We start from the raw sequence: 14,494 nt of genomic DNA, 5'->3' as shown, positions 1-14,494 counted from the left end.
AAAGATAAGCAATCGCAAATGTAATAAATGTTTACTTAGTAACTAATTGCGTAGTAACTTGTGTTAATTGTTTTAAAAGTACCGTTTTTCCTTTCTCTATTTCTTTAACTACCTGATCATTACTATGTCTTATCGTATACAAAGAAACATTTTCATTATAAATTACTCTAAATTTCGCCTTTAAATGTTGTAATAATTTATCTAAATTATTGTAATTATTCTCTATACATACCGAAAAACTAATTGCCGAATTTTGAATAACATCTACTTTCATTTTATATAAATGTAGCAAACTAAATATTTCGCTAATGTTCTCTTCTACGATATATGAGAAATCTAAAGAGGAAAGGGAAATTAAAACCTGATTCTTTTTAACAATGAAACACGGGATTTCTGGGTCTAAATCGACACCTTTGCTCACCTTAGTTCCATCTGCTTCGGGATTTAAAAAAGATTTTACATATAACGGAATCTCCTTTCTTTGTAATGGCTGTAACGTTTTTGGATGTATTACAGAAGCCCCATAAAACGCTAATTCAATGGCTTCTCTATACGATATTTTGCATAACAATTGTGCGTTTTCAAAATATCGCGGATCGGCATTTAAAACTCCCGGAACATCTTTCCAGATAGTTACACTTTCAGCATTTAAACAATATGCAAAAATTGCTGCGGTGTAATCACTTCCTTCTCTTCCTAAGGTGGTTGTAAAATTATTAGCGTCACTACCAATAAAACCCTGTGTAATATTTAACGTATTGGTATTGAAATTAGCAGTAATTTGCTCTTGGGTCACCTCCCAATTTACATTTGCTCTTCTATAGTAGTTATCTGTCTTTATAAATTCTCTTACATCTAACCAAATATTCTTTAAACCTACTTCATTAAAATACGCACTAATAATGGTAGTAGAAACTAACTCTCCATAACAAATAGTTTGATCATACACATAATTGTAATCTGGTGATTTATTGGTTTTAAAAAACGAATCTAATGCATCTAACAAACTACTTACTTTAGTAAAAACAACATGATTTTCATTAGGAAATAAATCTAATAAAATTTCATTATGAAACTTTTTCACTTCTTGAATGGCACTTTGTAATGCTGCTTTATCATTATAATATTTATCTATAACTTTTTCTAAGGCATTCGTCATTTTACCCATCGCAGAGACCACAATCAAAGTATTATCATAACCTACCGTTTGCAATGTTTCTACTAATTTTTTTACGCCATCTGCATCTTTAATAGATGCACCCCCAAATTTAAAAACCCTCATATTTTCGATAAATAGTTTTTTATTCCTTCTTCATCCAATTGCACTACATCCCAATCTCGAAGTACTTTTGCTCCTTTTTGTTCGTAAAAACGAATTGCAGGTTCATTCCAATCAATAACTTCCCAATTTATTCTTTTAGCACCTAGTGCATTTCCATAAATAACTACTTGATTTAATAGTAAAGTACCAAGACCTTTACCTCTATATTTCTGACTTACAATAAGATCTTCCAAATGTATTATTCTGCCTTTCCATGTAGAATATCTATTGTAAACCACAGCAATTCCTGCAATTTCATTGTTGTATTCTGCGACAAAACATTTAAAAACAGGATTACTACCAAATCCATCTTTTTCTAAATCCTTTATAGTTACTTCTACTGCATCAGGTTCCTTTTCAAAAACTGCCAATTCTACAATTAAGTCTAAGATTTGTTTTGCGTCGTTTATTGTTGCTTCTCTAATTATAAAGTCCATCTGCTAATTTTATTCTCAAATATAGTTTAAAGGCATTAATTTTTATGCATTAAAGTAAAACGATAACGTTATAATTTGTTAAAAAAAACGATATTTGTAAAAACCATTAAAAAGCTATTATGTCTAGAACAAAACAAACATTAGGAGAATTTATTATAGAAAACCAAACATCTTTTAAATATACTTCTGGCGAGTTATCTAGACTTATTAACTCCATTCGTTTGGCAGCAAAAGTGGTAAACCATGAAGTAAACAAAGCCGGTTTAGTAGATATTATTGGTGCAGCAGGAGACACAAACATTCAAGGTGAAGACCAACAAAAACTAGATGTTTATGCAAATGAGAAGTTTATTCAAACACTTACAAAACGTAACATAGTATGTGGTATTGCTAGTGAAGAAGAAGACGATTTTATTGCTATTAACAGTCAAGACGAAAACAACCAAAACAAATATATTGTTTTAATAGATCCTTTAGATGGATCCTCTAACATTGATGTAAACGTTTCTGTAGGTACTATTTTTTCCATATACAGACGAGTAACACCAGTAGGAACTCCTGTTACTTTAGAAGATTTTTTACAAAAAGGAGACCAACAAGTAGCTGCCGGATATATTGTTTATGGAACATCAACAATGATTGTTTACACAACTGGAGATGGTGTTAATGGTTTTACACTTAATCCAGCAATTGGTACATTTTATTTATCGCATCCAGACATGCAGTTTCCCGTTGATGGCAAAATCTATTCTGTAAATGAAGGGAACTATGCACAATTTCCACAAGGGGTTAAAAACTACATTAAATATTGCCAAGAGGAAGAAGGTGACAGACCCTATACAAGCAGATATATTGGATCATTAGTTTCCGATTTTCATAGAAATATGATAAAAGGAGGTGTGTATATGTACCCAAAAAGTTCTAAAAACCCACAAGGTAAATTACGTTTGTTATATGAATGTAACCCAATGGCCTTTTTAGCAGAACAAGCTAACGGAAAAGCAAGTGATGGTTACACTAGAATTATGGAAATTGACCCTACAGAATTACACCAAAGAGTGCCGTTTTTGTGTGGAAGTAAAAATATGGTCGAAAAAGCAGAAGAATTTATGCAAAAGGCTTAATATTTACTAGATTAAGTCATTACTTTTTCATTATTTTTGTACATTACTTTTTTAAACAAAAGCTAAACGATAATGGCTAAAGAAAAACTTACAAATAACAACACCGAATCACATAATTCCAATGTAGAAGCTTCTACAAAAATTGATGCTATAAAACAGCTTATTTTTGGAGAAAACATGCAAGCTTACGATATTGAGTTTGAAGCGGTAAAAAATGACATCCTTAACAAAAAGCAAGAATTAGAAAACTTGGTCGATGATGTTAGAAAAGAATTACTTCAAAATATTGATAATTTAAGCACTGACATTAACATAAGAATTACAGATCTTGAAAATTCTTTTAATGACAAAGCAGATACCCTTGACGAAAAAAAATTAGACAGAAAATTGTTAGGCGACTTGTTAATGAATCTTGGTGAAAAAATAAGCAAGTAACACAAATTACTAGCAATCATGAATCAAGAAGATAAACTTAAAATTCTTAAAGACATCTTACTAACAGATGAAAGAGAATATGCTTTATCGATTCATGAAAAAATCAAAATCCTTGAGGAAACAATAAATCAAAAAACAAATTTATCGGAAAAGGTAGATCCAATTATTGATGATAAATTAAATAAATTTGTTCTCGAAATACCAAACACTTTAGGTCCAACTATTACAGAAGCATTAAAAACGGAAATAAAAAATTCTCAGGATGCCGTAGTTGAAGCATTGTACCCAATTCTAGGTAGAATGATAAAGAAGTACATTCAAAATGAATTCAAACTTTTATCCGAAAAAATAAACCAACAAATAGACAACACCTTTTCTTTTAAAGGCTTTAAACGAAAATTTAAAGCTAAAACTTCTGGAGTTAGTGAGGCCGATTTAATTTTACAAAACCAATTCGCTCCAAAATTAAACCAGTTTATGGTTATTGAAAAAGGATCGGGTTTACTTATTTCAAAATACTCTAAAACAGATGATATAGATGAAGATATGGTTGCGGGTATGTTAACTGCAATTAAAAGCTTTGTTGAAGATGCTTTTAAAAAAAATGACCAAAACCTAGAACTCATTGAATATGAAACGTATAGTATATATATTCAAAATTTTTCATCCTATTATATTGCAGTAGTAATTTCTGGCATATTTAATGCTAGTCATAAAACAGAATTAGAAGACAAACTATTAGATTTTGCTCAAAACATTATTAATGAAACAGATCTAAAAAATAAAGAGTCTTTAACTAAAAAATTAAAAGCATATTTTGCTAATGAATATCTCTAAAAAAATAGTTTTACTTGGTCACTTTGGTGTTGGTAAATCTTCGCTTATTAGACGTTTTGTCGAAGACACTTTTACCGACAACTACAAAGTAACCATAGGTGTACATATATTAAAAAAAGAAGTAGTAATTTCTCCAAAGGAAACCGTTTCTTTAATTATTTGGGATCTAGAAGGTAATGACGATATTACAAACACAAGAGCCTCTTATATGTTAGGTACTAGTGGTATGATATACGTATTCGACCTTACTAGACCTGCAACCTACCAGCAATTAGAAAGCGATTTAAATTTTATAAAAACAAACTATCCAAACATCCCAATAAAAGTAGTAGGAAACAAAAAAGATTTAGTTACCAAAGACTTTATTAAGCAGAACAGCGATGTTTTTGGGTCGTTCACCGATTTTTATACTAGCGCAAAAGCAAATACGAAAGTTAATGATCTATTCTCTACATTAGCTAAACAACTAATTTCATAAACTACAGAATAATGCTCGCAGAACATAGAATAGCACATGAAAAGGCTATTATTCAATATCTAATTATAGATAAAAAAGGTGTTATCCTAGAGTCTGACGACGCTTTCTATTCAAATGTTGCCAAGCAAAGTATAACTAGTTTACATCCTTTTTTTGAAAGTATTACAACCTTATTAGATACCGAGGAAAACCAAGAATATCTATTCTCATGTATTCATTTAGAAACAGACAATAGAAATATAATAGCAGATATTACGCTTAAAACGTTTTCTAAAAAACACGCGCTACTAATCATTCAAGACTTAACAACGCATTACGACAATTATCAATTAACTGCGCAAAAGAGAAACGAATCGGTTATAGACTCCCAAATTCTTGAATTAAAAAATAAATACTTATTAGAAAAAGAAGAATTTAAAAACACCTTCATCGCTAACTTTAGCCATGAAATTAGAGAACCTCTTTCTGGGATAATTACTTTTGTAGATATTTTAGGTAAAACCAATCTAGACTCCGAACAAAAAGATTACCTAAATATTATTAACACCTCTTCCAATCATTTAAAACACATGATTGAAGACATTTTAGATATTTCTAAAATAGAAGTTGGTAAACTTAATTTGATTGAAGACTCTTTCAACCTACCCGAGTTTTTAGAAGAATTTGTTTTCACTTATAAAATAAAAGCCGAAGAAAAAGGATTAACTTTTCTTAGTACTATTGGAGAAAAATTACCAACACATATTATTGGTGATCCTTATAGATTAAAGCAAATACTTGGCAATCTAATAGACAATGCAATTAAATACACCACAAAAGGGAGTATCACTTTAAATGTTTCTTTAAATCAAGTAAGAGCTAATAAAGCAAGTATTCATTTTCAAATTATAGACACAGGAATTGGTATAGAAGAAGAAAACCTAGATAAAGTTTTTACAAGCTTCACCCAAGTAGACAAAACCCAAAGAAACAAAGGCACAGGATTAGGATTAGCCATTGTAAAAAACTTGGTTTCGTTAATGGATGGTAACATCTCTATTGACAGTGAATTTAATGAAGGAACCTCTTTCGCTTTAAATTTAAGTTTTAAATTAGATACAAAAACAAAACATAAAAAAGTAGAAGTTGCTACTGTAGAAAAACTAGGAAAAGATAAATACCATATTCTTTTAGTAGAAAACTCAGAAATAACGCAACTCTCCGTACTTAAAATATTAGCAGCACAAGGAAAGTTTTATTTAGATATCGTTACCAATCCAGATACGCTAATAGAAACCATCCAAAACCAAAAGCCAGATATTATTTTAATGGACATCAATCTACCAAATACCACTGGAGATAAACTTGCCATAGAAATTAGACAACTACCAGAAAAAGATCTTAAAAAAATACCAATCTTAGCATTAACAGGAAAAGTATTCCCTGAAGACTTAAAACGCTACAAAAAAGCAAAAATAAACGATGTGATTAGTAAACCTTTTGATGAGAAAAGCTTACTGAAAACCATTCACAAATACTTAAAATAAAAAAAGGCGAACTATGATAGTTCGCCTTTTTTATATACTAAATAATATAAAAATATTACTTATTCATTGTTTTTATTTCTTCCATAAAAGTGTCTAAATCCACTTTATTACTTACCAAAGCAAGTGCTTTATCCACAACATACTTTACATTTTCAGGTTTAAAACCTAATCCAACAGCAATCTTACGTAAAACATGTTCTTCATCATCGCCTTTAATATGATCTACATAAACCATTCTAGATAAATCATACAAACGCTCTAAACGATTATCGTAAGAAGTTGGAGGGTTAATATGATGAGAAGCATAATCCTTTAAAATTATTGCATAATCCCCTTCGCTAATATCTAAATTTCTAGCTAAACGATCTAAAAACGCCTTTTCTTCATCTGTAATAACCCCATCTTCCATTGCAACTCTAACAATTGAAGCAAAATGGTCTTCATTACGCTTTTTAAATCCACTATCAAATAAATCTGAAATTGACATATATTCTTTTTTTTAAGTGGCACAAAGATAATTAAACAAAACACGATTTAAAACATTATTATTAGCTTTTTTTAGGTCTAACAAAACAAACTAAACTTGCATCATTTGGGCATTACACCACTGCGCAAAAGCTTCGTAGTGTCGCGCTATTCGTTATATCTTTTTTGCACACAAAAAAGGATGCCACTGCTATCGCTAATGCAAAAACAAGTTCCATTAAAAATCATAAATCTGCGTGTCAGACTTATCATATCCTAGAAATTCTTTTTTATTTTAAAAGTGGTTTGCTTTAGCCTTAGTAAAACCTGTAATTTATTGTTACTAAGAAGATATGCTTAGTAAAACGGATTTTCATATAAAACCATTACAGCATATCATCAAGAATTCAGAAAATGAGCTACAAAAAAGACTAACAGATAAAAGGCTAGCATGAATTAAATAAAAATACTAAAAAAACATCCGTGTATTCGTGGCTAAAAACATTGTAAATTTTATCTTTACCTAAAATTAAAATACGTGAGTAAAACACTTCTCTCGCAAACCTACGCACAGTCTTTGCAATCGCAAAAACTGCAAACTGCTATTGCCAAAACCGAAACAAAAACACATATTAAAGGACTTGTTGGTTCTTCCCTTTCGTTTATCATTTCTCAAAATTTTAAACAAGCCGAAAAACCATTCCTTCTTATTTTTAACGATAAAGAAGAAGCTGCCTTTTACCTCAACGATTTAGAACAATTACTAAACAGTAAAGACGTTCTCTTTTATCCTGGAAGCTATAGAAGACCTTACCAAATAGAAGAAACAGACAATGCTAATGTGCTACTACGATCGGAAGTCTTAAACCGAATAAATTCTCGTAAAAAGCCAGCAATAATTGTTACCTATCCAGATGCCCTTTTTGAAAAAGTAGTAACGCGTCGAGAACTGGAAAAAAACACGTTGAAAATCTCTGTTCAGGATGATTTATCTATAGATTTTGTTAACGAAGTATTATTCGAATACAAATTTAAACGGGTAGATTTTGTTACCGAACCTGGAGAATTTTCCGTTCGTGGAGGAATTGTAGATGTATTCTCCTTTAGCCATGACGAACCATATAGAATTGAGTTTTTTGGTGACGAAGTAGATAGCATTCGTACCTTCGATGTAGAAACACAACTCTCTACAGAGCAAATTAAAAAAATAAGCATCATACCTAATGTTGCCAATAAGTTTTTAGAAGAAAGCCGACAAAGTTTCTTAAAATACATTGCGCAAAAAACGGTTGTTTTTACAAAAAATGCCGACTTAACTTTCGCTAGAGTAGATTCCCTTTTTGAAAAAGCAGTGGAAGCTTTTGGTAACCTTTCCAAAGATATAAAACATGCAGAACCAGAAGAATTATTCTGTAATGCTACCTTACTAAAAAAGCAACTTTTAGAGTTTTCTGTTGTAGAGTTTGGAAGCACATCTGTCATGTCCAGCACAACGACTATAGAGTTTAACACAACGCCACAACCTGCTTTCAATAAAAATTTCGACTTACTTATTGATAATCTAAACAGCAACCACAACAAGGGTTTTACCAATTATATTGCTTGTGTAAGTGAGCAACAAGCAAAACGTTTTCATGATATTTTTGAAGACGTAGAACAAGAAGTGCATTATAAAACCATCGTGCTTTCGCTTTTTCAAGGTTTTGTAGATAACGACAATAAAATCATCTGCTATACAGACCATCAAATATTTGAGCGTTATCATAAATTCCACTTAAAAAATGGTTACGCTAAAAAGCAATCCATAACCTTAAAAGAACTTACAAACCTAGACATTGGCGATTATGTTACACATATAGATCATGGTATTGGTAAGTTTGGCGGACTGCAAAAAATAGATGTCGAAGGCAAAAAACAAGAAGCTATTAAATTGGTATATGGCGAACGTGACATACTCTATTTAAGTATTCACTCGCTACATAAAATCACCAAGTTTAACGGTAAAGATGGTAAACCACCAAAAGTATATAAACTTGGTAGTAAAGCTTGGAAAGTTTTAAAACAAAAAACAAAATCTAGAGTTAAAGAAATTGCATTCAACCTTATTAAAGTATATGCAAAACGAAAGCTAGAAAAAGGCTACCAATACAATCCGGATTCCTACTTGCAACACGAGTTGGAAGCCTCCTTTATTTACGAAGACACACCAGACCAAACCACAGCTACTGCAGATATTAAAGCAGATATGGAAAGTGAGAGACCAATGGACCGACTAATTTGTGGTGATGTTGGCTTTGGTAAAACAGAAGTTGCTATTCGTGCAGCTTTTAAAGCTGTAGATAATGGCAAACAAGTTGCCGTTCTGGTTCCTACAACCATTTTAGCATACCAACATTCTAGATCTTTTGCAGAACGTTTAAAAGAATTCCCGGTAACTGTAGATTATCTAAACCGATTTAGAACCGCGAAAGAAAAACGCGAAACGCTAGAAAAACTAGAAAAAGGACATGTAGATATTATTATTGGCACACACCAACTAGTAAATAAAAAAGTAAAATTTAAAGATTTAGGACTACTCATTGTAGACGAGGAACAAAAATTTGGTGTCGCTGTAAAAGAAAAACTAAAAACATTAAAAGACAATGTAGATGTATTAACCTTAACAGCAACTCCAATACCAAGAACGCTTCAGTTTAGTTTAATGGCCGCAAGAGACATGTCGGTAATTACAACAGCACCTCCAAATCGCTATCCTATAGAAAGTAATGTAATCCGCTTTAGCGAAGAAAGAATTCGTGATGCTATTAGCTATGAAATTCAACGTGGCGGACAAGTTTTCTTCATTCATAATAGAATAGAAAACATTAAGGAAGTTGCAGGCTTAATACAACGTTTGGTCCCAGATGCTAAAATTGGTATTGGTCATGGGCAAATGGAAGGTAAAAAGCTAGAACAATTGATGCTCGCTTTTATGAATGGCGATTTTGATGTTTTAGTGAGTACAACCATCGTAGAAAGTGGTCTAGATGTACCAAATGCAAATACCATTTTTATTAATAATGCGAATAATTTCGGACTTAGTGATTTGCACCAAATGCGTGGTCGTGTTGGTAGATCAAATAAAAAAGCATTCTGTTATTTTATAACGCCAGAATATTCGGCAATGACAACCGATGCCAGAAAACGTATTACTGCTCTAGAGCAATTTACAGAACTTGGTAGCGGATTTAACATTGCCATGAAAGATTTAGAAATTCGTGGTGCAGGAGATTTACTTGGTGGCGAACAAAGTGGTTTCATCAATGATATTGGTTTTGATACCTATCAGAAAATATTAAACGAAGCCATTGAAGAGCTTAAAGAAAACGAGTTTAAAGATTTATATCCAGACGACGGAAAAGAAAAAGAGTTTGTAAAAGACATTACTATTGACAGTGATTTCTCTCTCCTTTTTCCAGACGATTATGTCAACAATATTACCGAAAGATTAAACCTTTACACGCAATTAAATAATATTAAAACAGAAGAAGAACTTACCGTTTTTGAAACCCATCTTATCGATAGGTTTGGCGAGCTACCAACGCAGGTTGTAGACTTATTAAATTCGGTTAGAATAAAATGGATTGCCACCAAATTAGGTTTAGAGAAAATCATTATGAAAAAAGGCAAGCTTGTTGGTTATTTTATTAACGACCAACAAAGCGCTTTTTACCAAAGCTCAGGGTTTAGTAAAGTCTTGCAATACATTCAAACAAATCCGCAAGCATGTAAAATGAAAGAAAAACAGACCAGAGCAGGTTTAAGATTATTGCTTACTTTTGATAGAATAAACACTGTAGATAAAGCATTAAACGCTTTAAAACCTATTTTGGCATAACCTTTGAAATAGTATAAGAAAACCAATTACAATGACTAAAAAATTACTTTTTTTAATCGCTTTTTTACCAAGCATTTTATTAGCACAACACACTATTAAAGGAACTTTCACTCCTGCAGACGAATTTAAATTCGCCATACTTTACAAAGTTACACCAACGACTTCGCTTTATGTAAATAATGCAGAAATAGATAGCATTGGTAATTTTCAATTCAAATTGGATACAACAGTTACCAAAGGGATGTACCGAATCGTGTATGCTTTGCCGCAAGATGAGTATAATTTCGATTTTATATACAATGCAAAAGAAGATATAGAACTTACTTTTAATTTAGACGAAGGTGTAAAATACATAGCATCTCAAGAAAACAAATTATTAGGCGCTTATACAGAAAGTTTACAAGCAGTTAGCAAGAACATAAACGCATATTATTCTAACAATAAAGAAAGTAAAAAAGAATTTCGAAAGGCTTTTAATGTATTAGCTGAAACACAAAATGAATTTGAAAAAGCTTCCGAAGGTATGCTAGCTTCTCATTTTATTAAAGCAAGTAAGCCATATATTCCAACAGAAATGGAAGATGCACAGACGTTTTCAAAAAACTTAAAAGCGAATTATTTTAACAATATAGATTTTAGCAATGCGACCTTACAAAGCTCTAGCTTTTTAATTGAAACCGTTTTAAACTATGTGTTTACGTTTACAAATCCAACAGATGAAAATATTGGATATATAAACAATGTCGATACGGTTATTACAGCAATTGGAGAGAATACTACTATTAAGGAAATTATAGCAGAAGTGCTTTTCAACCAATTTGCAGATGGTAAAAAAGAGGAAGTTGCTAACCATATTGCAGAGACGTATTTATTGCCAATAGCAAAAGTAAAAAGGGATAATACATTAATTGAAAAACTAACTGTTTATAAAAACACTTCAATTGGTGCCCTTGCTCCTAACTTTACTTTAGAAATCCCTAAAGACAAACAAGTAGACCTTGTAAAACTTTACGATTTTAAAGAGGCCGCACAATATGTAGTCGTTTTTTGGAGTAGTACTTGTTCACATTGTTTAGAAGAATTACCAAAACTTCATGAATACACAAAAAACTTAGAAACGGGCAAACTAAAAGTAATTGCTGTTGCTTTAGAGAATGATATTTACAGATGGAAAGATAAAACATACGACTTTCCAGTATTTAATCATGTGTATGGGGAAGGAAAATGGGACAACCCGATTGGCAACGCTTACGGTGTTTCGGCAACACCAACTTATTTTATTCTAGATGCCGACAAAAACATCATAGATAAACCAGATGATTTTTCTGCTTTAGAAGCTTTTTACAAAGCACATCCTATTGTTATAGAGAAAAAGGAAAAGAAAGAGTTAGAAGATTAGCGTTTTTTTCACTTAGTCGTTCTAATAAAAAAACACTCTGAAATGTGTTGCTTTTAAATGCAATAAAGAAAAACACCAAATTATGAAAAATCTATTTCTACTCGTTATTTCTCTATTTTTCATTTCCAAATTAACTGCGCAAAATAAAATTTCGGTAACCTTAAAAGACGGAAGTAGTATCCACGGATTGGGAAGAATTATAGAGGATGGAAAAATTCTTTTAAAAAAAACAAAAGGTGCAACTAAAGAAATTTATGATTACAAGACAGTAGAAAAACTGACTATATATAATGACGATGGTGTAGAACAAAATTATAAACACAAAATAATTGAAGGCTCTGCAGGGTTTGGAAGCGTTAAACTTTTAGAAGTAGTTATAGTTGGAGAAGTAACTTTATATCAAGATTATTCAAGTGGAGCAGCTTATGGTCCAAATATGATGGGTGGAGGATACGGATTTACAAACCACCCAAAAACAACTTATTACATAGCAAAAAAAGGAAGTGATATAGTCACTAATTTAAAACTAGCAAATACATATTCTAAGAAATTTATTAAACTCACCAAAAAATATTTTGGGGATTGTAATGAATTAATAAGCAAAATCAAAGCAAAGGATTTTAAGCGTTATGGCATTGAAGATGTAGTGAAATATTATAACAATAATTGTAATTAAGAACGACTAGTAAAACGTCTAAAACAGATCACTAGTTTAAAGTTACTTACAGGTATCCTTACCTATTTTATATTCTGTTTATTTTTGTTAAATTGACACTTTAAACACTTAGCAAATCGTTAATAACTTCAAAAATGAAAAACAAAAAATTATACTTAAGAATATTTGCAGTATTAATTGTATCCTTTTACTCTTGTGATTCAGACCCTTGTGATGATGGTTACACTGAAGTTACAGAAAACGGATCTACTTTTTGTCTTCCAGATTACGTTGCAGGAATTGAAAAACAAACCGAATACGGAAATAGGTTTTACCATAATGAATATGGAATTATTGCATTTGATAATGGGAAATGGACCAATCCATTTGGAGAAAATCTGAAAAACATAGAACACAACGAATAAATAGTCTATTTACACCCTAACTATTACTAGTATAGAAAGAAGAATAACAAAGCTATGGTTTAATTACTGTAGCTTTTTGTTTTAGAGAAGTATTTAATTAGAACTACTTGGTTAGCAAAGAGATTTCCCATTTCTGTTTACTCTCAATACACAATGAAACCTCCAACAAAAACCCAAAAACCAATCTTAATAAAACAGATAAATCCAAATAGATCTTGAAACTCTATAATTAACTGCTCCTAGCAACAGGGCTATTAAAGTAATAATTAAAAAGACTCTTAAAGGAGATAAATCAATAAAATACCAAAATACAATAAGGCTTGCTATCATTTGTGCTACTGCAAGCGCATAACTAACAAACATTGCCCCAAAAAAGAATCCTGGTTCTCTTTCAAACTTAAAATCACATTCCTTACACCTAGCACTCATTTTAGGAATCTTGAACAACAACAAACTACCTCTATTATTAAAAATATTTCCTTTTTTACAATTAGGACATTTACAACTTAATGCATTAACAACTACGCTCATAATCTATGAATTAATGGTACCACAAAACTAGAACAATAAAACCCTAATAATCCTATAGAATATTCGCCATTTTTTGTACTTTTAAGACATTTACTATGAAGATACCTGTTTTAAAAATTGATCAGTTTCAAAAATCGAAACCTCTAAAAGATTTGTATATCAATTCTTTTTCTAACCACATAGCACGCAACAAGGACTTAATTAGCAAACCACACAGTCATAATTTCTATCTCTGTGTTCTCTTTACGGAAGGAACTGGAACCCATGAAATTGATTTTAATTCTTATACTATAAACCCTGGAAAAGTTTTCTTTTTAAAACCAGGGCAAACCCATTTTTGGAAATTTGACACCAAACCGGAAGGCTATATCTTTTTCCATTCACAAGAATTCTATGAGATGAAATTTTTAGACCATACACTACATTCATTTCCGTTTTTTTATTCCTATCAAAATCCGCCTTTATTAGAAGTACCACAAGAAAAAAGAAACGAATTACAATTAAAATTCCAAGAGGCCTATGCAGAATATCAGCAAGACCATCTTTTAAAAGAACTAAAAATAACAAACCTTATAAACAGCATTTATATAGAATTAACACGTGCATACACTGCAGATATAAACATAGAGAAATTGGTATCTCCAAGCTATTCTATAATATTAGAAAACTTAGAAAATGCCATAAACACGCATTTTTATAAAGAGAAACTACCAAAATTTTATGCCAACCAATTACATATAACCACAAAGCATCTCAATAGAGTAGTAAAGCAAACTTTAAATAAAACTACGAGTCAGCTAATCTCAGAAAGAATATTATTAGAATCTAAAAGACTAATAGTACATTCTAATAATAATTTAGCCAATGTTGCAAATACGTTAGAATTTTCGGATTACGCTTATTTTTCAAAATTTTTCAAAGCTAAAACCGGAGAAACACCAATACATTTCAGGAAGAAGTATTTTCATTAAATCTGAACTATTT

14 protein-coding genes are annotated in these 14,494 nt (G+C 31.1%); 10 read left to right on the top strand and 4 right to left on the bottom strand.

The genetic code is table 11. The features are described 5' to 3' along the window. Nucleotides 1-31: 31 nt before the first annotated feature. Both FG167_RS06810 and FG167_RS06805 read right to left on the bottom strand, forming a co-directional pair. Nucleotides 32-1,282, bottom strand: coding sequence for an aspartate kinase (locus FG167_RS06810; RefSeq protein WP_203460673.1), 1,251 nt, complete (start codon nucleotides 1,280-1,282; stop codon nucleotides 32-34). Continuing rightward, nucleotides 1,279-1,758, bottom strand: coding sequence for a GNAT family N-acetyltransferase (locus FG167_RS06805; protein WP_203460672.1), 480 nt, complete (start codon nucleotides 1,756-1,758; stop codon nucleotides 1,279-1,281). The genes FG167_RS06810 and FG167_RS06805 overlap by 4 nt, the downstream gene beginning before the upstream one ends. Before the next feature lie 119 nt (nucleotides 1,759-1,877). On the opposite strand from FG167_RS06805, the gene fbp reads away from it, so the two are divergent. The 5 genes from fbp (at nucleotide 1,878) to FG167_RS06780 (ending at nucleotide 6,158) form a co-directional block, all read left to right on the top strand. After that, the gene (gene fbp / locus FG167_RS06800) at nucleotides 1,878-2,882 is read left to right on the top strand and encodes a class 1 fructose-bisphosphatase (RefSeq protein ID WP_203460671.1); all 1,005 of its coding nucleotides are present in this window, start codon (nucleotides 1,878-1,880) and stop codon (nucleotides 2,880-2,882) included. A gap of 72 nt (nucleotides 2,883-2,954) precedes the next feature. Further along, nucleotides 2,955-3,317 (top strand): fructose 1,6-bisphosphatase, encoded by a 363-nt coding sequence (locus tag FG167_RS06795; RefSeq protein ID WP_203460670.1) that lies wholly within the window; start codon nucleotides 2,955-2,957, stop codon nucleotides 3,315-3,317. A gap of 18 nt (nucleotides 3,318-3,335) precedes the next feature. Next, nucleotides 3,336-4,154, top strand: a complete 819-nt coding sequence (locus tag FG167_RS06790; protein WP_203460669.1) for a cell envelope biogenesis protein OmpA — start codon at nucleotides 3,336-3,338, stop codon at nucleotides 4,152-4,154. Beyond that, nucleotides 4,141-4,632, top strand: coding sequence for a Rab family GTPase (locus FG167_RS06785; protein ID WP_203460668.1), 492 nt, complete (start codon nucleotides 4,141-4,143; stop codon nucleotides 4,630-4,632). The genes FG167_RS06790 and FG167_RS06785 overlap by 14 nt, the downstream gene beginning before the upstream one ends. Nucleotides 4,633-4,643: 11 nt before the next feature. Further along, on the top strand, nucleotides 4,644-6,158 hold the full coding sequence (locus tag FG167_RS06780) for an ATP-binding protein (protein ID WP_203460667.1): 1,515 nt from the start codon (nucleotides 4,644-4,646) through the stop codon (nucleotides 6,156-6,158). A 55-nt stretch (nucleotides 6,159-6,213) separates the two neighbouring features. On the opposite strand, the gene FG167_RS06775 is transcribed toward FG167_RS06780, so the two are convergent. Continuing rightward, nucleotides 6,214-6,645 (bottom strand): TerB family tellurite resistance protein, encoded by a 432-nt coding sequence (locus FG167_RS06775; protein WP_203460666.1) that lies wholly within the window; start codon nucleotides 6,643-6,645, stop codon nucleotides 6,214-6,216. Between the two features lie 516 nt (nucleotides 6,646-7,161). On the opposite strand from FG167_RS06775, the gene mfd reads away from it, so the two are divergent. From mfd to FG167_RS06755, 4 genes are all read left to right on the top strand, one after another. After that, the gene (mfd, locus tag FG167_RS06770) at nucleotides 7,162-10,500 is read left to right on the top strand and encodes a transcription-repair coupling factor (protein WP_203460665.1); all 3,339 of its coding nucleotides are present in this window, start codon (nucleotides 7,162-7,164) and stop codon (nucleotides 10,498-10,500) included. A gap of 31 nt (nucleotides 10,501-10,531) precedes the next feature. Beyond that, entirely contained in the window at nucleotides 10,532-11,899 is a 1,368-nt protein-coding gene (locus FG167_RS06765; RefSeq protein ID WP_203460664.1) for a TlpA disulfide reductase family protein, read from the top strand. A gap of 82 nt (nucleotides 11,900-11,981) precedes the next feature. Continuing rightward, nucleotides 11,982-12,575: a hypothetical protein gene (locus FG167_RS06760; RefSeq protein ID WP_203460663.1), complete on the top strand. Its 594-nt coding sequence runs from the start codon at nucleotides 11,982-11,984 to the stop codon at nucleotides 12,573-12,575. A gap of 134 nt (nucleotides 12,576-12,709) precedes the next feature. Further along, the gene (locus FG167_RS06755; protein WP_203460662.1) at nucleotides 12,710-12,979 is read left to right on the top strand and encodes a hypothetical protein; all 270 of its coding nucleotides are present in this window, start codon (nucleotides 12,710-12,712) and stop codon (nucleotides 12,977-12,979) included. A gap of 186 nt (nucleotides 12,980-13,165) precedes the next feature. Here the strand turns inward: FG167_RS06755 and FG167_RS06750 are convergent, their stop codons facing one another. After that, the gene (locus FG167_RS06750) at nucleotides 13,166-13,510 is read right to left on the bottom strand and encodes a DUF983 domain-containing protein (RefSeq protein WP_203460661.1); all 345 of its coding nucleotides are present in this window, start codon (nucleotides 13,508-13,510) and stop codon (nucleotides 13,166-13,168) included. Nucleotides 13,511-13,605: 95 nt separating this feature from the next. Between FG167_RS06750 and FG167_RS06745 the strand changes: the two genes are divergently transcribed. Next, entirely contained in the window at nucleotides 13,606-14,481 is an 876-nt protein-coding gene (locus FG167_RS06745) for an AraC family transcriptional regulator (RefSeq protein ID WP_203460660.1), read from the top strand. Nucleotides 14,482-14,494 lie beyond the last annotated feature (13 nt).

It is taken from the genome of Lacinutrix sp. WUR7 (genome assembly GCF_016864015.1).
Classification (GTDB): domain Bacteria; phylum Bacteroidota; class Bacteroidia; order Flavobacteriales; family Flavobacteriaceae; genus Oceanihabitans.
The sequence above is the reverse complement of the archived record's forward strand: the minus strand, read 5'-3'. Positions and strand labels throughout refer to the sequence as shown.

Coding starts and splice junctions, on each gene's coding strand:
- FG167_RS06795 (WP_203460670.1), top strand. CDS start 2,955: ATGGCTAAAGAAAAACTTACAAATAACAACACCGAATCACATAATTCC.
- fbp (WP_203460671.1), top strand. CDS start 1,878: ATGTCTAGAACAAAACAAACATTAGGAGAATTTATTATAGAAAACCAA.
- FG167_RS06805 (WP_203460672.1), bottom strand. CDS start 1,758: ATGGACTTTATAATTAGAGAAGCAACAATAAACGACGCAAAACAAATC.
- FG167_RS06775 (WP_203460666.1), bottom strand. CDS start 6,645: ATGTCAATTTCAGATTTATTTGATAGTGGATTTAAAAAGCGTAATGAA.
- FG167_RS06765 (WP_203460664.1), top strand. CDS start 10,532: ATGACTAAAAAATTACTTTTTTTAATCGCTTTTTTACCAAGCATTTTA.
- FG167_RS06745 (WP_203460660.1), top strand. CDS start 13,606: ATGAAGATACCTGTTTTAAAAATTGATCAGTTTCAAAAATCGAAACCT.
- FG167_RS06810 (WP_203460673.1), bottom strand. CDS start 1,282: ATGAGGGTTTTTAAATTTGGGGGTGCATCTATTAAAGATGCAGATGGC.
- FG167_RS06790 (WP_203460669.1), top strand. CDS start 3,336: ATGAATCAAGAAGATAAACTTAAAATTCTTAAAGACATCTTACTAACA.
- FG167_RS06750 (WP_203460661.1), bottom strand. CDS start 13,510: ATGAGCGTAGTTGTTAATGCATTAAGTTGTAAATGTCCTAATTGTAAA.
- FG167_RS06785 (WP_203460668.1), top strand. CDS start 4,141: ATGAATATCTCTAAAAAAATAGTTTTACTTGGTCACTTTGGTGTTGGT.
- FG167_RS06755 (WP_203460662.1), top strand. CDS start 12,710: ATGAAAAACAAAAAATTATACTTAAGAATATTTGCAGTATTAATTGTA.
- FG167_RS06780 (WP_203460667.1), top strand. CDS start 4,644: ATGCTCGCAGAACATAGAATAGCACATGAAAAGGCTATTATTCAATAT.
- FG167_RS06760 (WP_203460663.1), top strand. CDS start 11,982: ATGAAAAATCTATTTCTACTCGTTATTTCTCTATTTTTCATTTCCAAA.